This window comes from Pseudomonas sp. GV105, assembly GCF_003058185.1.
GTDB lineage: Bacteria > Pseudomonadota > Gammaproteobacteria > Pseudomonadales > Pseudomonadaceae > Aquipseudomonas > Aquipseudomonas veronii.
Genome location: NZ_QBUF01000005.1, coordinates 408,987 through 430,908, shown reverse-complemented (window position 1 = coordinate 430,908; position 21,922 = coordinate 408,987). Strand labels below are relative to the sequence as shown.

The following is a 21,922-nucleotide window of genomic DNA, read 5'->3' as shown; positions in this document are numbered from 1 at the left end:
GAAAAGTCCTTAGCGCGTGCCGCCGCTCTGCTTGAGAAAGTTGGCGAACAGCTCGTAGCCCTGCTCGGTCAGGATCGACTCGGGGTGAAACTGCACCCCTTCGATGTTCAGTGTCTTGTGGCGCAAGCCCATGATCTCGTCGACCGAGCCGTCTTCCAGCTGGGTCCAGGCGGTCAATTCCAGGCAGTCGGGCAGGGTTTCGCGCTTGACCACCAGCGAATGGTAGCGCGTCACGGTGACCGGCAGGTTGAGGCCTTCGAACACACCAAGGTTGTTATGGAACACCGGGCTGGTCTTGCCGTGCATCACTTGGCGCGCCCGCACCACCTCACCGCCAAACGCCTGGCCGATGGACTGGTGGCCCAGGCACACGCCGAGGATCGGCAGCTTGCCGGCGAAGTATTTGATCGCCTCCAGGGAGATGCCCGCCTCGGTCGGCGTGCAGGGCCCCGGCGAAACCACAATGCGCTCCGGGTTCAGGGCGGCGATTTCGGCGACGGTCAGTTCGTCGTTGCGCACCACCTTGACCTCGGCACCAAGCTCGCCCAGGTACTGCACAACGTTGTAGGTAAAGGAGTCGTAGTTATCAATCATCAGCAACATGGGGGAAACCTCAAGAATTCTTAGCCCTGGGGGGTCTGTTCAGCCAACGCCACTGCACGGAACATGGCGCGGCGCTTGTTCAGGGTTTCTTCCCATTCGAGGGCCGGCACCGAGTCGGCGACGATCCCGCCACCGGCCTGCACATGCAGTTCCCCGTCCTTGATCACTGCCGTGCGAATCGCAATGGCGGTGTCCATGTTGCCGTTCCAGGCGAAATAGCCCACGGCGCCGCCGTAGACACCGCGCTTGACCGGCTCGAGCTCGTCGATGATCTCCATCGCGCGAATCTTCGGCGCGCCCGACAAGGTGCCCGCCGGCAGAATCGCCCGCAGCGCGTCCATCGCGGTCAGGCCGGCCTTCAATTCGCCAGTGACGTTGGAGACGATGTGCATCACGTTGGAGTAGCGCTCGATGACCATCTTCTCCGTCAACTTCACCGAACCGATTTCCGAGACGCGCCCGGTGTCATTGCGGCCCAGGTCGATCAGCATGAGGTGCTCGGCGATTTCCTTGTCGTCGCTGAGCAGCTCTTCTTCGAGCGCCAGGTCCGCTTCCTCGGTCGCGCCACGCGGGCGGGTACCGGCGATCGGGCGCACGGTGATCAGGTTGTCTTCGACGCGCACCAGCACTTCCGGCGAACTGCCGACGACGTGGAAGTCGCCGAAGTTGAAGAAGTACATGTACGGCGTCGGGTTGAAGCAACGCAGCGCGCGGTACAGGTCGATCGGCGCGGCCTTGAAGTCGATGGACATGCGTTGCGACGGCACCACCTGCATGCAGTCGCCGGCGAGGATGTATTCCTTGATGGTATCGACCGCCCGCTCGTAGTCATCCTGGGTAAAGCTGGAGCGGAACACCGGGTCGGCCGCCGGCGGACGGCGCAGGTCCAGGCCGCGACGCGGGGTGATCGGCTGGCGCAGTTTTTCCAGCAGGGCTTCGAGGCTGGCCAGGCCTTGCTCGAACGCATCGCTCTGGGCGGGGTCGGCCAGCACGATTGCATGCATCTTGCCGGCGAGGTTGTCGAACACCACCACGGCGTCGGAGACCATCAGCAGAATGTCCGGAACGCCCAATGGATCGGGGTTCGGGCATTTACCCAGGCGTTTTTCCACATAACGCACGCAGTCGTAGCCGAAATACCCGACCAGGCCGCCGTTGAAACGCGGCAGCCCAGGGATGGTCGGCACGTTGTAGCGCGCCTTGAAGGTTTCGACGAAGGCCAGTGGGTCTTCGACGTCATGGCTTTCGATCTCGACGCCGTCATGGGTGATGCTGACGTGATGGTCGTACACGCGCATGACGGTGCGGCACGGCAGGCCGATGATCGAGTAACGGCCCCACTTCTCGCCGCCCTGTACCGATTCGAGCAGGTAAGAGTTGGGCGCGTCGGCCAGCTTCAGGTAGATCGACAGCGGCGTGTCGAAGTCGGCCAGGGTTTCGCAGGCCAGGGGGATACGGTTGTAGCCGGCAGCGGCCAAGCGCAGGAATTCTTCGCGGATCATGAGGTGCCTCGTGGCATGAGGGTCTAACGGTCAGGTGTGCAAACGTGCCGCAGCGCGGCCAGGATTCAGTCAGGCGCGCCAACGCCAGCGGGCCAGGGCCTTGATAACTTTCATCCAGAGTTTGCGAGTGACTACCACGATGGTATTTCCAGAAGGGGATGGATCGGTGTCGGCCAACGTTATCTCAGCGCCCGCTCCCAAGCAACCGGGGATTAGTCGGCGCAGGTCATCAATTACCAGCGCGGGCGACTCTTCGGCGATCGGCCGACCGTGGTTATAGCCGTAACTCAAGGCCACGCACTGCACGCCCGCCGCCTTGGCCGCCAGCACATCGCTGCGCGAATCGCCGACAAACAACGACTGGGACGCCGGGATATTGGCCATTTTCATCACGAAAAACAGCGCCGCCGGGTCGGGTTTCTTCTGCGGCAAGGTATCGCCACCGATGATCCAGCGGAAATAACGGCCGATTTTCATCTGGTCCAGCAACGGCGCGACGAAGCGCTCCGGCTTGTTGGTGATCAGGGCCATTTCCACGCCCTGCTTGCTCAGCCATTTGAGGGTGTCGCGCACGCCGGGGTACACCACGGTCAGTTCGTGGTGGTCTTCATAGGCGAGGTTGAACAATTCCAGGGCATGTTCGGCCTCGACATCATCGACCCCCTCGGCCTCGATGTGGTTGGCCAGCGCCCGGCGTACCAGTACTTGTGCGCCGTTGCCGACCCATTTGCGCACCGACTCGATGCCGACCGGCTTGCGCCCCAGCTTGAGCAGCATCTCGTCCACCGCCGCCGCCAGGTCCGGCACCGAGTCGATCAACGTACCGTCCAGATCGAACATCACCAGCCGTGGCAGTTTGCCGGGGAACAGCCGCTCGAAGCCGCTCATGGACGCGCCAGCGCCAGTTCCGCACGCATCTTGGCGATGACGTCCTGGTAGTTCGGCGCATTGAAGATCGCCGAGCCGGCGACAAAGGTGTCGGCGCCGGCGGCAGCGATTTCGCGGATATTGTTGACGTTGACCCCGCCGTCGATTTCCAGGCGGATCTCACGCCCCGAGGCATCGATCAGCGCACGGGCTTCGCGCAGCTTGTCGAGGGTGCCGGGGATGAACTTCTGCCCGCCGAAACCTGGGTTGACGCTCATCAGCAGCACCATGTCGACTTTGTCCATCACGTACTTGAGCACGTCTAGCGGGGTGGCCGGGTTGAACACCAGGCCCGCCTTGCAGCCGCCTTCGCGGATCAGTTGCAGGGTGCGGTCGACGTGCAGCGAGGCTTCCGGGTGGAAGGTGATGTAAGTCGCGCCCGCTTCAATGAAGTCCCCGACGATGCGGTCTACCGGGCTGACCATCAGGTGCGCGTCGATCGGCGCGGTGACACCGTACTTGCGCAACGCCGCGCAAACCATCGGGCCGATGGTCAGGTTGGGGACGTAGTGGTTGTCCATGACATCGAAGTGGACGAAGTCGGCACCGGCGGCCAACACGTTGTCCACTTCCTCACCCAGACGGGCGAAGTCGGCGGAGAGAATCGATGGAGCGATAACGAAGGGCTGCATGACGCACCTTTTTTGAGCTAAATCACAATGGCGCGCATTGTATACCTCATGCTTTGCCCAGCGCACCGTGACCTAACTCAACGGCTAGTACGCCGCCCGATAGATTTTCTCGATATCGGCAGCGCTGAGTTGGCGCGGATTGTTGCACATCAGGCGCTCGATGCCCGCCGCTTCCACGGCCATGGCCGCGAGGGCGTCTTCGGGGATACCGAAGCTGCGCAGGCCCGATGGGATCTCCACCGCGGCGCACAGTCGCGTCATCGCCTCGACCGCCTGGTCGGCGGCTTCATTGACGCTCAGGCCGGTGACATTCACGCCCATGGCCTGGGCAATGTCCTGCATGCGTTCGACACACGCCAGCTTGTTCCAGTGCATGACATACGGCAGCAACAGCGCATTGCTCACGCCATGGGCGATATTGAAGCGCCCGCCCAGCGGATACGCCAACGCATGCACCGCGCCGACCCCGGCGTTACCGAACGCCATCCCGGCCATCAGGCTGGCGGTGGCCATGTCGTCGCGGGCCTGCAGGTTGGCCGGGTTGGCGTAAGCCTTGGGCAACGCCTTGGCAATCAGCTTGATCGCGCCGATGGCCAAGGCATCGGTAATCGGCGAGGCGTTCAGCGACAGGTAGGACTCAATGGCATGCACCAGCGCATCCACGCCACTGGCGGCGGTGACGCTGCGCGGGCAGGTCAGGGTCATCTGCGGGCTGATGAGTGCGACGTCCGGCAGCAGGAAGTCACTGACGATGCCCTTTTTCAGTTGCGCGGCCTTGTCGGAGAGGATCGCGACGTTGGTCACTTCCGAGCCGGTGCCGGCCGTCGTGGGAATGGCGATCAGCGGCGGGCCCTTGCGCGGCACCTGATCGACACCGAACAGGTCCGCCAGCGCGCCGTGGTATCCGGCATAGGCCGCCACGCTCTTGGCGATATCGATCGCACTGCCGCCGCCCAGGCCGATCAGGCCGTCATGCCCGCCTTCGCGGTAGGCGCGCATGCAATCTTCGACAATGGCGATTTCCGGGTCGGGCAGCACCCGGTCGAAGATCTCGTAGGAGCGCTCGCCCAAATGCGCCAGCGCCAGCGCCACGGTGCCGGACCTGACCAGCGCGGCATCGGTGACGATCAGCGGGTTGTCGACATCCAGCCGCGTCAACTCTGCGGCCAATTGCTCGATGGCGCCGGCGCCAGTCAACAGTTTGTGGGCGATCTTGAATGAGGAAGTACTCATGTGCGCGGCCTCTTGTCGATTGTGGGCTGGCACAAGAGTAGCTGACGGAGATCGGTTGTCTTCCATTCAACAGCTGAATGGTCACAGAACCGATTGTGGGAGGGGGCTTGCCCCCTCCCACATTTAGACCTGGGCGGTGCGCAACTTCTCGCTACGGCCGCGCAGCCATTCCAGGGTCAGCAGCAGCAACACCGAGAAAGCAATCAGCAAGGTCGCCGCGGCGGCAATCGTCGGGCTGAGGTTTTCGCGGATACCGCTGAACATCTGGCGCGGCAGGGTCGCTTGCTCGGGGCCGGCGAGGAACAGCGTCACCACCACTTCGTCGAACGAGGTGGCAAACGCGAACAGCGCCCCGGAAATCACCCCCGGCGCGATCAGCGGCAAGGTCACCCGGCGAAACGCGGTCAACGGCGATGCCCCCAGGCTGGCCGCTGCCCGCACCAGGTTATGGTTGAAACCCTGCAAGGTCGCGGACACCGTGATGATCACAAACGGCACGCCCAATACGGCGTGGACCACAATCAGCGAAAAGAAACTGTTACCCAGCCCCAGCGGCGCGAAGAACAGGTAACTGGCCACGCCGATGATCACCACCGGCACCACCATCGGCGAAATCACCAGGGCCATCACCAGCGCCTTGCCGGGGAAATGCCCACGGGTCAGGCCGATCGCCGCCAACGTGCCGAACACCATGGCCAGCACGGTGGCCGCCGGGGCGACGATGACGCTGTTCTTCAGCGCCCGCATCCATTCGGCCGAGGCGAAAAAGTCCTGGTACCAGTGCAGCGAGAAGCCTTGCAGCGGGTACACCAGGAAGCTGCCGCTGTTGAACGACAGCGGGATGATCACCAGCACAGGCAGAATCAGGAACAGCAGGATCAAGCCGCAGAGGATCCGCAAGCTGTAGAACCACACCCGCTCCACGGGCGACATATAAGGGCTCAGCATCGCAAGGTCTCCTTAGCTCAGGCGCAGGCGGCTGGCGCCCACCAGCCGGTTGTAGATCAGGTACAGCAGCACGGTGGCCAGCAGCAGCAAGCCGCCCAACGCGGTCGCCATGCCCCAGTTGATGCTGGTGTTGGTGTAGAAGGCCACGAAGTAGCTGACCATCTGGTCGTTCGGGCTGCCCAGCAAGGCTGGGGTGATGTAGTAACCAATCGCCAGGATGAACACCAGCAGGCAGCCTGCGCCCACACCGGCGTAGGTTTGCGGGAAGTACACGCGCCAGAAGCTGGCGAATGGGTGACAGCCCAGGGAAATCGCGGCGCGCATGTAGGTCGGCGAGATGCCTTTCATCACGCTGTAGATCGGCAGAATCATGAACGGCAGCAGGATATGCACCATGGAGATGTAGACCCCGGTGCGGTTGAACACCAGCTCCAGCGGCTTATCGATCAGGCCCATGCCCATCAGCGCGCTGTTGATCAGGCCACCGGACTGCAGCAGCACGATCCACGCCGCCACGCGCACCAGGATCGAGGTCCAGAACGGCAGCAGCACCAGAATCATCAGCAGGTTGCTTTGCCGTGCCGGCAGGTTCGCCAGCAGGTAGGCCAGCGGATAGGCCAACAGCAGGCAGACAAAAGTGATCACCAGGCCCATCCAGAAGGTACGGGCGAAGATGTCCAGGTAGATCGCCTGGTCCGGCGTGGCCGGGGCCACTTCGCCGAGGTCGTCGATGCGGTGATCGACGGCCGCCAGCAGGTAGTACGGCGTCAGGCTGCTGGTATTGCGCCGGATCGCCTGCCAGTACGCCGGGTCGCCCCAGCGTTCGTCGAGGGTTTCCAGCGCTTCTTTATAAGAGGCCGGCGCTTCGGTAAACGGCAGCGCCCGCGCGGTTTTGGTCAGCAGGCTGCGATAGCCGGCCAGTTCCATGTTCAAGCGTTTCGACAGATCGCCGAGGGTCTGGTTCTTGCGCGCTTCGCCAAGGTCTTCGCTGAGCGCCTGGTACACCGGCTCGCCAGGCAAGCCGCGACCGTCCCAGGTCTTCACCGCCACCACCGTGCGCGGCAGGCCGCCCACGACTTCCGGGTTGCCGACACTTTTGTACAACAGCGCAACGATCGGCACCAGGAACACCAGCAGCAAAAACAGCACCAGCGGCGCAATCAAGGCCTGCGCCTTCCAGCGATTAAGCCGCTCGGCACGCGCCAGGCGCTGCTTGAGGGTGGGGCTGTTGACCTCGGTCGAGGGAACGGCGATGGCCATGGCTAACTCCGAAACTTGAAAATGAATGCACTCTGCCAAACGCAGCAGATCCCCTGTGAGAGGGGGCAAGCCCCCTCCCACATGGAGTTACTTGGCAGCCCAGGAATTGAAGCGCTGCTCAAGTTGCTCGCCGTTATCCGCCCAGAAGCTCACATCGATCTGCACCTGGTTGGCGATGTTCTCAGGCGTGGTCGGCATGTCTTTGAGCACGTCCTTGGCCAGCAACGGTACGGCTTGGGTGTTGGCCGGGCCGTAAGCGATGTTTTCCGAGTAGATCTTCTGCTGCTGCGGCTGCACCGAGAAGGCGATGAACTTCTTCGCCGCTTCTGCGCGATCCTTGGCCAAGCCTTTTGGAATAGCCCACGCGTCGAAGTCGTAGATGCCACCGTTCCAGACCACTTTCAGGTTGCTCTCTTTCTGTACGGCAGCGATGCGACCGTTGTAGGCCGAGCTCATCACTACGTCACCCGAGGCGAGGTACTGCGGCGGTTGCGCGCCGGCTTCCCACCACTGGATCGACGGCTTGAGTTCGTCGAGCTTTTTGAACGCACGGTCCTGGCCGTCTTTGCCGGCCAGCACTTTGTACACATCCTTCGGCGCCACGCCGTCAGCCATCAATGCGAATTCGAGGGTGTATTTGGCACCCTTGCGCAGGCCGCGCTTGCCAGGGAATTTCTTGGTGTCCCAGAAGTCCGCCCAACTGGTCGGCGCGCTGCTCAGCTTGTCAGCGTTGTAGGCGAGTACGGTCGACCACACGAAGAAGCCCACGCCGCATGGCTGGATCGCGCCTTTGACGTAGTCAGCGCTGTTGCCGAACAGTTTCGGGTCCAGCGGCTCGAACATGTCTTCGTCGCAACCACGGGACAGTTCCGGCGACTCCACTTCCACCAGGTCCCAGGACACGCTCTTGGTGTCGACCATGGCTTTGATCTTGGCCATCTCACCGTTGTACTCGCCGGCGACGATTTTGCCGTTGCCTGCACTTTCCCACGGTGCATAGAAAGCCTTGACCTGTGCGGCCTTGTTCGCGCCACCAAAGGACACGACCGTCAGATCCGGGCCGGCCATGGCCTGGGTCGCGCCGATCAAGCCGATCGCCAGTGCGGAATACTTAAGGGATCTCAACATTGTTGTTCTCTCCACGTGCAGGGTTGGTGAAGCCATGGGGGCGATTATTTCGCCTCTAGAAGTGGGTCGAGTGCGCGAACGTGCTCGACTTGCCAGCCAATCGGTACCACGTCGCCGACCGCCAGTGCCGGGTCCAGCTCGGCGATCGGTTGTTTCACAAAAAAATCAGTCATGCCGCAGACTTCCAGGCGCACGCGCACGTGGTCGCCCAGGTAGACAAATTCCGCTACTCGCCCAGAGAAGCGGTTCACGCAACGTTCGCTGGAGCCATTGAGGCTGACGCGCTCAGGCCGCACCGACAAGGTCACCGGGCCGCCAACCTGGCCGACGTTCACCGCCAGCGCCTCGACTTTCTCGCCGCGCGCCAGTTCCACCACGCAGCGGTCGCCGGTGTGGCTGTGCAGGCGACCGTTGAGGCGGTTGTTTTCGCCGATGAAGTTGGCGACGAAGGTATTTTTCGGCTCTTCGTACAGGGTACGCGGCGCCGCGATCTGCTGGATCTCGCCCTGATGGAACACGGCCACCCGGTCGGACATGGTCAAGGCTTCGCCCTGGTCGTGGGTCACATACACCACGGTCACGCCGAGGCGTTGGTGCAGGTGCTTGATCTCCATCTGCATGTGTTCGCGCAATTGCTTGTCGAGGGCGCCGAGGGGTTCGTCCATCAGCACCAGCTGCGGTTCGAACACCAGCGCCCGGGCCAACGCCACACGCTGTTGCTGGCCGCCGGAGAGTTGCGCCGGGTAGCGTTGGGCGAAGGCGTCGAGCTGGACCATACTCAGCACGCGCTTGACCCGCTCGCTGATATCGGTCTTGCTCAACCCTCGCACCGACAGGGGAAACGCCAGGTTCTCGGCCACGGTCATGTGCGGGAACAACGCGTAGTTCTGGAACACCATGCCGATATCGCGCTTGTGCGGCGGCACGTGGTTGATGGCACGCCCGGCCAGCTGGATTTCGCCGGCAGTCGGCGTTTCGAAGCCGGCCAGCATCATCAGGCTGGTGGTCTTACCCGAACCCGACGGCCCTAGCAGGGTGAGGAACTCGCCCTTGCGAATCTCCAGGTTGAGGTCTTTGACGATCAGGTTCTCGCCGTCGTAGCTCTTCTGCACGCCACGAAAGCTGACCAGCACATCATTTGAATCCGCCTCGCTCATACCCGCACCTTTGTATTTTGGACTGCTGTGGCACAAGCGTAGTCCAGGGGCGGGGCCCCGGAAATCGGGGGCCAGGAGAGAATCACATCAGCCGGATGGAAGGTTGGGGGTAGGGAACGCCCTACAGCGATGGCGGGGATAGAACAGCGCCGCTATGAGCGCCAGCCTGCAAGCGCCGAGAACGGGCAAATGGCGCTCTGAAGGAGGTCGCAAACAGGCATGTCGTCAGAGCAGCTTGTGCTCCATGGCGTACTTCACCAGTTCGGCCAGGGAGGTGATATTGAGCTTTTGCATCAGGCGTGCCTTATGGGTGCTGATGGTCTTGCTGCTCAACGCCAGTTGCTGGGCGATGTCGTTGACGTTGGCGCCCTGGGCCAGGCGTTCGAACACCGAGAACTCGCGCTCCGACAGCAGCGAATGCAAAGGTCGCGAATCGGTCAGGCCGACCTCGAAGACCATGCGATCGGCCAGGTCCGGGTCGATATAGCGCCCGCCAGCCGCGACCTTGCGAATCGCCATCAAGAGCAGGGCCGGGTCGCTGTCCTTGGTGGCATAACCGGCCGCGCCTACCTTCAAGGCCCGCGCGGCCATCTGCGCTTCATCGTGCATCGACAGCACCAGGATCGCCGGCGGATTGCTCAGCGCACGAATCCGCGCGATGGCTTCCAGGCCGTTGACGCCAGGCATCGAGATATCCAGCAACACCACCTCGCAAGGCACATGGCGCAAGGTCTCCAGCAACTGCTCGCCATTGCCCGCCTCGCCCACCACCAGCAAGTCTTTGGCCAGGCCGATCAATTGCTTGATGCCTTCACGCACGATGGTGTGGTCTTCGGCTACCAGTACACGGATCACAGGGGTTTCCTCTTATTGTTATGCATCCAATGGCACCGTCACACTCAGGGTGGTGCCCTCCCCCGGCTGGCTGTCCAGGTTCAACTGCCCGCCCATGATCAGCACGCGCTCACGCATGCCGACCAGGCCGAACGACACCGGGCGCCCCTTGGCCTCGATGAAACCGACGCCGTCGTCGCTGATGGTCAGCCGCAGTTGCTTGCCCTCCACCGCCAGGGTCAGCTCGACAGTATGCGCCTGGGCATGGCGCATCACATTGGTCAGCGCCTCCTGCAGGATACGGAACAGGCCGATGGCCTTGGCATCGCTCAAGGCCGGCAGGTTATCCGGGACTTGCACCAGGCAGGGAATCTGCGTGCGCGCTTCGAAGCGCCGCGCCTGCCACTCGATGGCCGAGGCGATCCCGGCGTCGAGAATTGGCGGGCGCAACGCCGTAGCCACATCGCGCACCAATTGAAACAGTTGGGCGATCAGGCGTTTCATGCTGTTCAAGCGCTCGTTCAGGCCAGGGTCCAGTTGCGCATAGGCCAGCTCGCACATGGAGGTTTCCAGCTTGAGTACGGTGAGCATTTGCCCGAGTTCGTCGTGTACTTCGCGGGCGATGCGCGCCTTTTCTTCTTCACGCACGGTTTCCAGGTGCGCCGACAGTTCGCGCAACTGCGCTTCGCTTTGCAGCAACGCAGCCACATAACGGCGACGCTCGGTGACGTCATTGAGGTAGACCACCAGGTATTCGCCGTCGGCAAACCGCAAAAAGCTCAACGACACTTCGGCCGGCAGGATGCTGCCGTCTGCGCGCAGGCAGTCGGCGGCGAAATGCTGCGGACCCTCGTCGCTGGCACGCGCGCGTTTCCACAGGTTCAGCCAACGGTCCATGCTCAGGCTCGGGTCGAAATCGGCCAGCGGACGCTCGATCAGCGCGCCGGGGCCATAACCGAGCATGGTTTCCGCCGCCAGGTTGGCGTAGCGCACATGGCTGTCCCAATTGACCCAGAGGATGCCGACGGTACTTTGATCGATGGAAAACTGCGTCAGGCGCAGCGCTTCGGCACCGGCGGCGCGCGCGGCGCTTTCTTCGCGAGCGGCGAGCAGGTTGTGTTCCAGCACTCGTTGCTGGCGACGCTGCCAGAACACCACCGCCAGGCTGGCGAGCAGCAGCAACCCCAGCAGCAGGCTGAGGTTTTGCCACAGGCCGGGAGACTCGGACAGACGCGGGTATTTGGGTTGCAGCCAGCGGTTGTGCAACTGGTCCAGATCGCGGGCGGGGATGGCGCGCAACGCGCTTTCCATGATGCCGGACAGTTCCGGCCAGTCGCGGCGGGTCGCCACCCGCAGCAATTGCGGCAGGCCGATATCGCCGACCACCGCCAGCCCGGAGAACTCAGGCTCGCCCGACAAGCGGCTCAGTTGCGCCTCATCCACCACGGCGTAACGCGCCTGCTGACTGACCAGCAACTGCAAGGCCTGGCGCTCCATGGGCACGCCTTGCAGGTTGAGACCGGGATAGGTGCTGCGCAGGTAATCGGCCACGGCGCTGGGCATACGCACGGCGACGCGGGAATGTTCGTCGAGTTTTTCCAATTCCACCGCACCGCCGCCCTCACGCACACCGACGATACGCTGGGGCACGCGCATGTACGGGTCGGTGAACAACCACAGGCGCAAACCGGCCGGGGTTTGCTGCAGGCCGGGGGCGATGTCCACCTCGCCGTCGCGCAGGGCGGCTTCCAGTTGCTCCTGAGTGGGGAAATTGCGCCACGTCAGCTCGATGTTCAGGGCCTTGGCCAGCCATTGCATCAACTCGACATTGGCCCCCGACAAACGCTGCAGGCGCCGGTCGTATTGCGCATACGGCGCCTGCAAGACCAGTCCCACCCGCAACTCCGGGTGCTGCGCCAGCCATTCGCGTTGCGGCACAGAGAGCTGCGCTTGTGCAGCGACAGGCACGGGCGCAGCCCCCGCCATCAAGGCAAAGCACATACAGCCGATAACCAGCAGACAGCGAAAACCCATGATCCACGTCTCACATCACTGACAAATACTGACCAACCCATTAGGCTGCTGGAATCACTTCTGGCCGGGAATTAACGATGCCCTATCGAAACCGTTCGGCACTGCCAGCATTGTGCCTGTCACTCCTCTTTACCGCCGTCTTTTCTGCCCAGGCCGCCGACGCGCCTGCGCCGGTTGCGGAAAAACCGCTCGAACGCCAGCCCCTGCCGGAGCGGAGCCGGGAAGAAGCCAGCGCCCTCGAACGCCAGATCCCACGCGAAGAACAGCAACAGCTGCAGGCCGGCAGCGATTCATTCCTGGCCTTGTGGAAACCGGCCAACAGCGCCGAAGCCGAAGGCGTGGTGATTATCGTACCTGGCGCGGGTGAAAATGCTGACTGGCCGCAAGCAATTGCACCATTGCGGCGTAAATTGCCGGATGCCGGCTGGGGCACCCTCAGTCTGTCACTGCCGGACGTGAACCTGGACACCTTGCCACCACGGGTGATCGAAGCGCCCAACGCGGCCGTCGACACCAGCAGCAAAGACGGCAGCACCGCCGCCAAACCGATCGAGCAAGCCGCCAGCGCGGAAGCCGAAGGCACCGACCCGGCCGTGGTGCCGGGCGCGGACGAACAGGACAAGACCGATGCCAAGCGCATCTTCGAGCGCATCGATGCCGCCGTCGCTTTCGCCCAGACCCAAGGCGCCCGCAGCGTGGTGCTGCTTGGCCATGGCAGCGGCGCCTGGTGGGCCGCGCGGTACTTGAGCGAGAAACAACCGAGCCAGGTGCAGAAGCTGGTGATGGTGGCGGGCAAGGCCCCCGTGGGTCGCCAACCGGACCTGCAACAACTCGCCCCGGGCTTGAAAGTCCCCACGGCGGATGTCTTCTACCAGGACCTCGCCCAGGACCGGAACACCGCACGGGAGCGCGCCCAAGCCGCCAAACGCTTGAAGAATGGCGGCTACAAGCAAGTGTCGCTCAAAACCTTGCCCGGCAACAGTTCGGCCGAGCAGGAGCAGTTGTATCGGCGGGTGCGCGGGTGGTTGAGCCCAGAGCCAAAAGACAGCTGACCGCCAGCACCCAAATGGGATGACTAGCGGAAATCCCGCCGCTCGCGAATCAACGTATAGGCGTTATGCAGTTCGCGGGTTCGCTCGGTGGCCTCACGCACTTGCGCGGGGCTGGCGCCGCTACCGGCGATCTTGTCTGGATGGTGGCGGCTGAGCAGGCGGCGGTAGGCGCGCTTGATCGCCGAGGGCTCGGTGGTGCTGGTCACCCCCAGAATCCGCAACGCCTCCTGATACGCGGCGCCACGGCTGGCCACCGGCTTGCGCTCCGGCGCGTAATCGGCGGCCAGCGCCTGAAGCTGTTGCGGCGTCCAGCCCAACCACTTGCCCCACAAGTTGATCAGGTCACGCTCGGCATCATCCGCGCGGCCATCCGCCCAGGCCATGCGCCAACAGGCGCGCAACACGCCTTCTGACGCATGGGGCTGGGACTTGAGGACGCGCAGGTAGGCGCGCACCCGGTCAGAGCCGGATTTACCGCGGTTGAACGCCGCAATCGCCCGACGCTGGGCCGGTTCGGTCATGTCCAGCGCGCGCATTTCCTGGCGTGCCTGCTGGATATGCCCGTCCGCCACGCGGCCATTGCTTTTGGCCAGGCGGCCCAGCAGCACAAACAACAGTTCGTCATTGCGCAACGCCGGACGTCCGCCCAGGCGCTCACGCAACTGTGCCCAGCTGTGCAGTTGCAGGCGGCGATCCAGCGCCTGCCCGAGCAAGGCTCCCAACAAGGCACCCGGAATACTGGCAATGGCAAAGCCAGCCCCGGCGCCGATCAGCGTCCCAGGCCACAACATCTTAGCGCCCCGCTGTCAGCAGGGTTTCGACTTGCGCCAGGCGCTCCAGCGTGCCGACATCGATCCAGCGTCCCGTCATGTGTTCTCCCGTTACTTGACCTTGCGCCATGGCCGCGCGCAACAGCGGCGCCAGCTTGAAGGCACCGGTGCTGCAACCCGCAAACAACTTGGGGTCGAGCACAGATATGCCACTGAAGGTCAGGTTATCGGCACCGGGCGCCGCATCATGAAGCACACCATGATCCAGGTGGAAATCCCCGCCCGAGGGGTGATGCGCCGGGTTATCGACCATCACCAAGTGGGCCAGGCCCTGAAGCGGGCGCTGGAGTTGGGCGAAGTCGTAATCGGTCCAGATATCGCCATTGACCACCAGAAAGGGTTCATCCCCCAGCAACGGCAGCGCCTGGAAAATCCCGCCGCCGGTTTCCAACGGTTCGCCCTCGGGGGAGTAGCGGATGCGCAGGCCAAACTGCGCACCGTCGCCCAGGTAGTTTTCAATCTGCTGGCCGAGCCAGGCATGGTTGATCACGACATCGGTGAACCCGGCCCTGGCCAGCGCCTCCAGGTGATACTCGATCAGGCGCTTGCCGCCCGCCTGCACCAGCGGCTTGGGCGTGTGCAAGGTGAGCGGGCGCATCCGCTCGCCTTTGCCGGCCGCCAGGATCATCGCCTTCATACGCTCGCCTCGGCGGGTTGGCGCAGGCTGGCCAGCAGCTCAGCCAGTTCGCCCAACTCCGGACGGTCCGCCAGTACCGCTTCTATATAGGCAAAGAAGCGCGGCACGTCGGCCAGGTAGCGTGGCTTGCCGTCGCGGTGGCAGATACGCGCGAAAATACCGATCACCTTGAGGTGACGCTGCACGCCCATCAGGTCGCTGGCGCGCAGGAAGTCATCGAAATCCGCCTGCACCGGGATGCCCAGAGCTGCGGCGCGCTGCCAATAACCACGCTGCCATTCGCGCACGCGGGCCTGGGGCCAACTGAGGAACGCGTCCTTGAACAGGCAGGTGATGTCGTAGGTCACCGGGCCGTAGACCGCGTCCTGGAAATCCAGCACGCCGGGGTTCGGTGCGCTGATCATCAGGTTGCGCGGCATGTAGTCGCGGTGTACCAGCACTTTCGGCTGGGCCAGGGCGCTGTCGATCAGGCGCTCGCTGACACGCTGCCAGAGCGCCTGCTGGTGCGCGTCGAATTCGATCCCCAGGTGTCGGCGCACGTACCATTCAGGGAAGAGCTCCAGCTCGCGGCGCAGTAAAGCGACGTCATAGCTGGGCAGCGGCGCGTCCATCGGCAACTGCTGGAAAGCCAGCAAGGCGTCGATGGCATCGGCGAACAATTGATCGGCATTTTGCTCGTCAATCACGTCCAGGTAGGTTTTTCTGCCCAGGTCGTTGAGCAAAAGAAAGCCGCGCGGCAAATCTTCTGCATAAATTTTTGGCACATTGATTGCCGATTTCGCCAGTAAATCGGCGATATCGACGAAAGGTTTGCAGTTTTCCTGGGGGGGTGGAGCGTCCATCACCACGAAAGTATGCGCTCCGCCTTCCCAGCGGAAGTAGCGCCTGAAACTCGCGTCGCTACTGGCCGCGGTCAATGTGGCCGGGGGTACGGCGCCCCAATCCTGAGCGTTGAAGAGGATCGGCAACTGCTCATCCAGCCAGACTTTCAGCTGTTGTAAACGTAGATCTTGCTCGGGCATTACAAGGGTCTCCGACGGCGCTAGCCGTCAAGCGGGTCATGCTTTATTATCACGCATCTTTTTCAGACCATCGAGAGGCGTGCGGCCCACACCGCGGGCAGATGGCACGCAGGAAGCCCGGACTAATAAGATGGCATTGAAATCCCCCGCGTTTCGTAGAAAATTTCCGTTGCTGGTAACCGGCAGTCTGCTGGCCATGCAACCTTTCGCCACCTCATTCGTGGTCGCCGCGGAACAGTATGACTGCTCAGTCTCTGCTTCGGGTGCCTGGGATTGCGCGCCGAAAACCGCCGCCGCCCCATTGCCACCGCGCCCGGTGCACGACGGTGCAGCCGTCAGCTCGGCCAACGGCACGGCGCAAGCCAACGCTGAAGGCGGCACCGAGGCCGAGCCGAAGACCATGCTGGTCACCGAATCCAAGGGCCGTGGCCTGCGTTCGCGCAGCGCCGACTACAGCCACTTGGACTGGGTGCCTCGCGAGAAGCTGACCGCCGCCCAACTGGCGGAAACCGGTCCTTATTGCTCCGGCGCGTACATCGAGCCGATTCGTCCTGGCATGAACGACAAGACGAACCAGAGCGATGCGCCGACCTTCATCGGCGCCAAGGCCTCGCGTTACGAGCAGGAACAGCAGGTCGCGACCCTGGCCGGTGACGTCGTCATGCGCCAGGGCAGCATGCAGCTGGAGTCTGAAGAAGCCAGCCTGTACCAGGCCGAGAACCGTGGCGAGCTGAACGGCAACGTCCGCCTGCGCGACAACGGCGCCCTGATCGTCGGCGACCACGCCCAGGTCCAGCTCGATACCGGCGCGGCACAGATCGACAACGCCGAATACGTGATGCACAAGTCACGCATCCGCGGTAACGCGCTGTACGCCAAGCGCGCCGAAAACGCGATCATCCGTCTCAAGGACGGTACGTACACCACCTGCGAGCCAGACAGCAACGCCTGGCAGCTCAAGGGCAACAACATCACGTTGAACCCGGCCACCGGTTTCGGTACGGCCACCAACGCGACGTTGCGGATCAAGAACATCCCGATCCTGTATACCCCTTACATCTATTTCCCGATCGACAACCGTCGTCAATCCGGCTTCCTGCCGCCGAGCTTCAGCACCGGCAGCGAGACTGGCTTTACGCTGGTGACGCCGTACTACTTCAACCTGGCACCGAACTACGACGCCACGTTGTACCCGCAATACATGACCAAGCGCGGCTTGTTGATGGAAGGCGAATTCCGCTACCTCACCAAATCCAGCGAAGGCCAGTTCGGCGGCGCGTACCTGAACGACGACAGCAACGAACGCAGCAAGCAGACCGATTACGAAAAAACCCGTTATATGCTCAATTGGCAGCATAAGGGCGGGTTGGATTCGCGACTGACGACTCAGGTGGATTACACCAAGATCAGTGATCCTTACTACTTCCAGGATTTGAAGTCGTATGAAGAGGGGGTTCAGAGTCGGGATGCGCTCAACCAACAGGGCGCCTTGACCTATCGTGGCGACTCTTATCAAGCGCGCTTGAATGTCCAGGCTTATCAGTTGGCGACGATCTCTCAGATCACGCCGTATGATCGCTTGCCGCAGATTACTTTCAACGGTGCGCTGCCTTACCATCCGGGCGGGTTGAATTTTACCTACGAGACCGAAGCAGTTAGGTTTGAGCGTAGCCTGGAAAAGGGTATGTTTTCCGATGAAAATGGCCTCGTATCACGTCGTCTGGACACCTACGTCACAGGCCTGACCCGTGCAAACGGTACTCGCTTGAACGCGGCCCCCGCCGTCGAATACCCGATGAACTGGACCTACGGCTTTATTACGCCGAAGTTGAAGTACGTCTATACCAAGTACGACCTTGACCTTGACAGCCAAGGCAAAAACGACATCGTGACTGCGCAAGCAAATGCAGTTACAAACGGCACAAAATACGCCGGCGGTGTTTTCAAAAGCTCGCAAGACCGTGCAGTCCCAGTCGCCAGCATCGACAGCGGCCTGTACTTCGACCGCAACACCAACTGGTTCGGCAAAGACTATCGCCAAACCCTCGAGCCGCGCGCGTTCTACCTTTATGTTCCGAATAAAGACCAGAGCGACATCCCGGTTTTTGACAGCGGCGAATACTCGTTCAGCTATGCCTCGCTGTTCCGTGACAACCGCTTCGTCGGTTCGGACCGGATCGGCGATGAGAATAAGCTGTCCCTGGGTGTCACCAGCCGCTGGATCGAAGAAAACGGCTTCGAACGCCAACGCGTCAGCGTCGGCCAGGCCCTGTACTTCAAGGACCGCGAGGTTCAACTGCCCGGCATCCTGGCGGCCGACCGCGCCGACGCCCAGAGCGACGTTTCGCCGATCGCGCTGGACTACGAGTTCCGCTTCAACCGCGACTGGCGCGCCACTGCCGATTACAACTGGGACACGGAAAGCCACGCCCCACGTTCCGGCAGCGCGATGTTCCACTACCAGCCGGAAGACAACCCGAACAAGATCGTCAACCTCGGTTATCGCTATCGCAACGACCAAGTGGTCTACAACCAGTTGACCGGCAAATGGCAGTTTGGTGGCGACTACGGCACGGAAGGCCAACCAAACTTCGTGAAGGATTACTACAAAATCCAACAACACGACTTCTCGATGATGTGGCCGATTGTTCCCCAGTGGAACATGATCACCCGCTGGCAGTACGACTACGCCCGCAACCGTACCCTGGAAGCCTTCGGTGGTTTCGAGTACGACAACTGCTGCTGGAAACTGCGCGTCATCAACCGTTACTGGGTTTCCAACGACGAATACAGCCAGATCGCCCCGCTTAACGAAAAGGGTGACCACGGGCTCTTCTTCCAGATCGTCCTCAAAGGACTCGGCGGCCTGACCGGCGCCAAGGTAGAGAGCTTCCTCGACAAAGGCATTCAAGGTTATCGTGAACGTGAAGATCAAGCTTTCTGATTGTCTGCGCCCGCTCGTGCTGGGCGCGCTGTTCCTGGGTACCGCATCGGCGCATGCCGCGGTTCAACAGCTGGATAAGGTCGTGGCCATCGTCGATAACGACGTGATCATGCAGAGCCAACTGGACCAACGGGTCAAGGAAGTTCAGCAAACCATCGCCAAGCGTGGCGGTGGTGTGCCGCCGACCAGCGTCCTGGACCAACAGGTGCTGGAGCGCCTGATCGTCGAAAACCTGCAATTGCAGATCGGCGATCGTTCCGGCATCCGTATTTCGGACGAAGAACTGAACCAGGCTGTTGGCACGATCGCGCAACGCAACAACATGAGCATCGATCAGTTCCGCGCCGCCCTGGCCCACGACGGCCTGTCCTATGAGGACGCGCGTGACCAGATCCGCCGCGAAATGATCATCAGCCGTGTGCGTCAGCGCCGTGTGGCCGAGCGGGTTCAGGTATCCGAGCAGGAAGTGAAGAACTTCCTCGCATCGGACCTGGGCAAGATGCAGCTCTCCGAAGAACTGCACCTGGCCAACATCCTGATCCCGACCCCGGACAGCGCCAACTCTGAGCAGCTCAATGCAGCCGCCGCCAAAACCCAGGCTATCTATGATCGCCTGAAGGCCGGTGCCGACTTCGCCCAGATGGCAATCGCCCAATCCGGCAGCGACAACGCACTGGAAGGCGGCGATATGGGCTGGCGTAAAGCCGCTCAATTGCCACCGCCGTTCGACCGTGAGCTGAGTGCCATGGAAGTGGGAGGCATTACCCAGCCAGCCCGCACCCCAGGCGGCTTCATCATCCTCAAGTTGCTGGAACGTCGCGGCGGCGAGACCTCGCTGAAAGACGAAGTCCACGTTCGTCACATCCTGGTTAAACCAAGCGAAATCCGCACCGAAGCGCAAACCAAGGAACTGGCCCAGAAGATCTATGACCGCATCGAAAGCGGCGAAGACTTTGCCACCCTGGCCAAAAGCTTCTCGGAAGACCCAGGTTCCGCCCTCAACGGTGGCGACCTCAACTGGATCGACCCGAAAGCATTGGTGCCAGAGTTCCAGGAAGTGATGGCCAAGACCCCGCAAGGCGTACTGTCCAAACCGTTCAAGACGCAATATGGCTGGCATGTACTGGAAGTCCTTGGCCGCCGCGCCACCGACAACACCAGCCAGGCCCGCGAACAGCAAGCCCTGACCGTCCTGCGCAACCGCAAGTACGATGAAGAGCTGCAAACCTGGCTGCGTCAGATCCGTGACGAAGCCTACGTAGAAAACAAACTGCCAGGCGCCGAGCAAACAGGCACCAACCAGGCAAACCAGTGAAACCCCAGCGTTTCGCGGTGACACCCGGCGAGCCGGCCGGCATTGGTCCAGACCTGTGCCTGCTGCTCGCCTCGCAGCCCCAGCCACACCCCCTGATCGCCATTACCAGCCGCGACCTGCTCCTTGAGCGGGCCGCGCAACTGGGCGTGGCCGTCAAGCTGCTGGACGTTGCGCCGGGTAACTGGCCCGACCTGCCGGCTCCTGCGGGCAGCCTGTATGTATGGGATACCCCGCTGCAGGCCAAGGTGGTCGCCGGGCAACTGGACAAGGCCAATGCGGCCTTTGTGCTGCAAACCCTGACCCGTGCAGGGCAAGGGTGTATCGACGGCGACTTCGCCGGCATGATCACCGCCCCCGTACACAAGGGTGTGATCAACGAATCCGGCATCGCCTTTTCCGGCCATACCGAATTCCTCGCCGAACTGACCCACACCCCCCAAGTCGTGATGATGCTGGCCACACATGGCCTGCGCGTCGCCCTGGTGACCACGCATTTGCCGTTGCGCGACGTGGCCGATGCCATCACCGTCGAACGCCTGGAGCGCGTCACGCGCATCCTGCATGCCGACCTGCAACAGAAATTCGGCATCGCCCAACCGCGCATCCTGGTCTGCGGGCTCAACCCCCACGCCGGCGAGGGCGGCCATCTGGGCCATGAAGAAATCGACATCATCGAACCCACCCTGGAGCGTCTGCGCCAAGACGGCATGGACCTGCGTGGCCCATTGCCCGCGGACACTCTGTTTACCCCCAAATATCTGGAGCACTGCGACGCAGTGCTGGCGATGTACCATGACCAGGGGCTGCCCGTGCTGAAATACAAAGGCTTCGGCGCCGCAGTCAACGTGACGCTGGGCCTGCCGATCATCCGCACTTCCGTCGACCATGGCACCGCCCTGGACCTGGCGGGCAGCGGCAAGATCGATACCGGCAGCCTGCGCGTGGCCCTGGAAACCGCCTATCAGATGGCCGAGACCCGTATATGACCGAGCATTACCAACACCGGGCGCGCAAGCGCTTCGGGCAAAACTTCCTGCACGACGCTGGCGTGATCGACCGCATCCTGCGCTCCATCCATGCCAAGCCCGAAGACCGTCTGCTGGAAATCGGCCCGGGCCAGGGCGCACTGACCCAAGGCCTGCTGGGCAGCGGCGCGCAACTGGATGTGGTTGAGCTCGATAAAGACCTGATCCCGATCCTCAATCAGCAGTTTGGCGGCAAGTCCAACTTCATCCTGCACCAGGGCGATGCGCTGAAGTTCGACTTCACCAGCCTCAATGCCGCGCCCAACAGCCTGCGGGTGGTGGGTAACCTGCCGTACAACATCTCCACGCCGCTGATCTTCCACCTGCTGAACAACGCAGGGATCATCCGCGACATGCACTTCATGCTGCAGAAAGAAGTGGTTGAGCGCCTAGCCGCCGGCCCTGGCGGCGGCGATTGGGGCCGCCTGTCGATCATGGTTCAGTACCACTGCCGCGTCGAACATCTGTTCAATGTTGGCCCGGGCGCGTTCAACCCGCCGCCGAAGGTCGATTCGGCCATCGTGCGCCTGGTTCCTCACGCCGTGCTGCCGCACCCGGCCAAGGATCACAAACTGTTGGAGCGCGTCGTGCGCGAAGCCTTCAACCAGCGCCGCAAGACCCTGCGCAATACGCTCAAAGCGCTGTTGAGCAACGCCGAGATCGAAGCCGCTGGCGTCGACGGCAGCCTGCGCCCGGAACAACTGGACCTGGCCGCATTCGTGCGCCTGGCCGACCAGCTTGCGATCCAGCCGCCGCCCGTCGCGGACTGAAGCCCGCCCTGCACCAGGCCCGACAGCATGTCTGGCCTAGTGCCCGCCTCTTGGCCTAGACTGATCCGC

General features: G+C 62.5%; 19 protein-coding genes. 5 read left to right on the top strand and 14 right to left on the bottom strand.

Annotated features, from left to right (window positions below; translation table 11 throughout):
• Window positions 1–9: 9 nt before the first annotated feature.
• From C8K66_RS12615 to C8K66_RS12565, 11 genes are all read right to left on the bottom strand, one after another.
• A complete protein-coding gene (locus C8K66_RS12615; RefSeq protein ID WP_017847792.1) occupies window positions 10–603 on the bottom strand; it encodes an aminodeoxychorismate/anthranilate synthase component II in 594 nt (197 codons plus the stop codon).
• A gap of 20 nt (window positions 604–623) precedes the next feature.
• A complete protein-coding gene (gene trpE, locus C8K66_RS12610) occupies window positions 624–2,105 on the bottom strand; it encodes an anthranilate synthase component I (RefSeq protein ID WP_046381870.1) in 1,482 nt (493 codons plus the stop codon).
• Between the two features lie 69 nt (window positions 2,106–2,174).
• Complete coding sequence (locus C8K66_RS12605; protein ID WP_046381869.1) at window positions 2,175–2,993, bottom strand: phosphoglycolate phosphatase; 819 nt, start codon at window positions 2,991–2,993, stop codon at window positions 2,175–2,177.
• Complete coding sequence (gene rpe, locus C8K66_RS12600; protein WP_046381868.1) at window positions 2,990–3,664, bottom strand: ribulose-phosphate 3-epimerase; 675 nt, start codon at window positions 3,662–3,664, stop codon at window positions 2,990–2,992. The genes C8K66_RS12605 and rpe overlap by 4 nt, the downstream gene beginning before the upstream one ends.
• An 84-nt stretch (window positions 3,665–3,748) precedes the next feature.
• Window positions 3,749–4,897 carry an iron-containing alcohol dehydrogenase gene (locus C8K66_RS12595; protein WP_104904359.1) on the bottom strand — a complete coding sequence of 383 codons (1,149 nt, stop codon included), beginning with the start codon at window positions 4,895–4,897 and terminating at the stop codon, window positions 3,749–3,751.
• A 123-nt stretch (window positions 4,898–5,020) separates the two neighbouring features.
• Window positions 5,021–5,845, bottom strand: coding sequence for an ABC transporter permease (locus tag C8K66_RS12590; protein WP_017847797.1), 825 nt, complete (start codon window positions 5,843–5,845; stop codon window positions 5,021–5,023).
• A 12-nt stretch (window positions 5,846–5,857) separates the two neighbouring features.
• A complete protein-coding gene (locus C8K66_RS12585; protein WP_046381866.1) occupies window positions 5,858–7,105 on the bottom strand; it encodes an ABC transporter permease in 1,248 nt (415 codons plus the stop codon).
• 87 nt (window positions 7,106–7,192) lie between these two features.
• Complete coding sequence (locus C8K66_RS12580) at window positions 7,193–8,233, bottom strand: ABC transporter substrate-binding protein (RefSeq protein ID WP_057005388.1); 1,041 nt, start codon at window positions 8,231–8,233, stop codon at window positions 7,193–7,195.
• Window positions 8,234–8,277: 44 nt separating this feature from the next.
• Complete coding sequence (locus tag C8K66_RS12575) at window positions 8,278–9,390, bottom strand: ABC transporter ATP-binding protein (RefSeq protein ID WP_046381864.1); 1,113 nt, start codon at window positions 9,388–9,390, stop codon at window positions 8,278–8,280.
• Between the two features lie 225 nt (window positions 9,391–9,615).
• Complete coding sequence (locus C8K66_RS12570; RefSeq protein WP_017847801.1) at window positions 9,616–10,245, bottom strand: response regulator transcription factor; 630 nt, start codon at window positions 10,243–10,245, stop codon at window positions 9,616–9,618.
• An 18-nt stretch (window positions 10,246–10,263) separates the two neighbouring features.
• Window positions 10,264–12,258 carry a histidine kinase gene (locus tag C8K66_RS12565; protein WP_108524970.1) on the bottom strand — a complete coding sequence of 665 codons (1,995 nt, stop codon included), beginning with the start codon at window positions 12,256–12,258 and terminating at the stop codon, window positions 10,264–10,266.
• A 77-nt stretch (window positions 12,259–12,335) separates the two neighbouring features.
• Between C8K66_RS12565 and C8K66_RS12560 the strand changes: the two genes are divergently transcribed.
• The gene (locus tag C8K66_RS12560; protein WP_046381862.1) at window positions 12,336–13,310 is read left to right on the top strand and encodes an alpha/beta hydrolase family protein; all 975 of its coding nucleotides are present in this window, start codon (window positions 12,336–12,338) and stop codon (window positions 13,308–13,310) included.
• Window positions 13,311–13,333: 23 nt separating this feature from the next.
• On the opposite strand, the gene C8K66_RS12555 is transcribed toward C8K66_RS12560, so the two are convergent.
• The 3 genes from C8K66_RS12555 to C8K66_RS12545 are packed head-to-tail and all read right to left on the bottom strand — an operon-like array spanning window position 13,334 to window position 15,799.
• Window positions 13,334–14,101, bottom strand: a complete 768-nt coding sequence (locus tag C8K66_RS12555; protein WP_017847804.1) for a TerB family tellurite resistance protein — start codon at window positions 14,099–14,101, stop codon at window positions 13,334–13,336.
• A gap of 1 nt (window position 14,102) precedes the next feature.
• On the bottom strand, window positions 14,103–14,777 hold the full coding sequence (murU, locus tag C8K66_RS12550) for an N-acetylmuramate alpha-1-phosphate uridylyltransferase MurU (RefSeq protein WP_046381861.1): 675 nt from the start codon (window positions 14,775–14,777) through the stop codon (window positions 14,103–14,105).
• Complete coding sequence (locus C8K66_RS12545) at window positions 14,774–15,799, bottom strand: aminoglycoside phosphotransferase family protein (protein ID WP_108524968.1); 1,026 nt, start codon at window positions 15,797–15,799, stop codon at window positions 14,774–14,776. Before C8K66_RS12545 ends, murU begins: the two co-directional genes overlap by 4 nt.
• A 130-nt stretch (window positions 15,800–15,929) precedes the next feature.
• On the opposite strand from C8K66_RS12545, the gene C8K66_RS12540 reads away from it, so the two are divergent.
• The 4 genes from C8K66_RS12540 to rsmA are packed head-to-tail and all read left to right on the top strand — an operon-like array spanning window position 15,930 to window position 21,853.
• Entirely contained in the window at window positions 15,930–18,743 is a 2,814-nt protein-coding gene (locus tag C8K66_RS12540; RefSeq protein ID WP_108524966.1) for an LPS-assembly protein LptD, read from the top strand.
• Window positions 18,718–20,058 carry a peptidylprolyl isomerase gene (locus tag C8K66_RS12535; protein ID WP_026140134.1) on the top strand — a complete coding sequence of 447 codons (1,341 nt, stop codon included), beginning with the start codon at window positions 18,718–18,720 and terminating at the stop codon, window positions 20,056–20,058. Before C8K66_RS12540 ends, C8K66_RS12535 begins: the two co-directional genes overlap by 26 nt.
• Entirely contained in the window at window positions 20,055–21,044 is a 990-nt protein-coding gene (gene pdxA / locus C8K66_RS12530) for a 4-hydroxythreonine-4-phosphate dehydrogenase PdxA (protein ID WP_017847809.1), read from the top strand. The genes C8K66_RS12535 and pdxA overlap by 4 nt, the downstream gene beginning before the upstream one ends.
• On the top strand, window positions 21,041–21,853 hold the full coding sequence (gene rsmA / locus C8K66_RS12525) for a 16S rRNA (adenine(1518)-N(6)/adenine(1519)-N(6))-dimethyltransferase RsmA (RefSeq protein WP_108524964.1): 813 nt from the start codon (window positions 21,041–21,043) through the stop codon (window positions 21,851–21,853). The genes pdxA and rsmA overlap by 4 nt, the downstream gene beginning before the upstream one ends.
• Window positions 21,854–21,922: the final 69 nt, after the last annotated feature.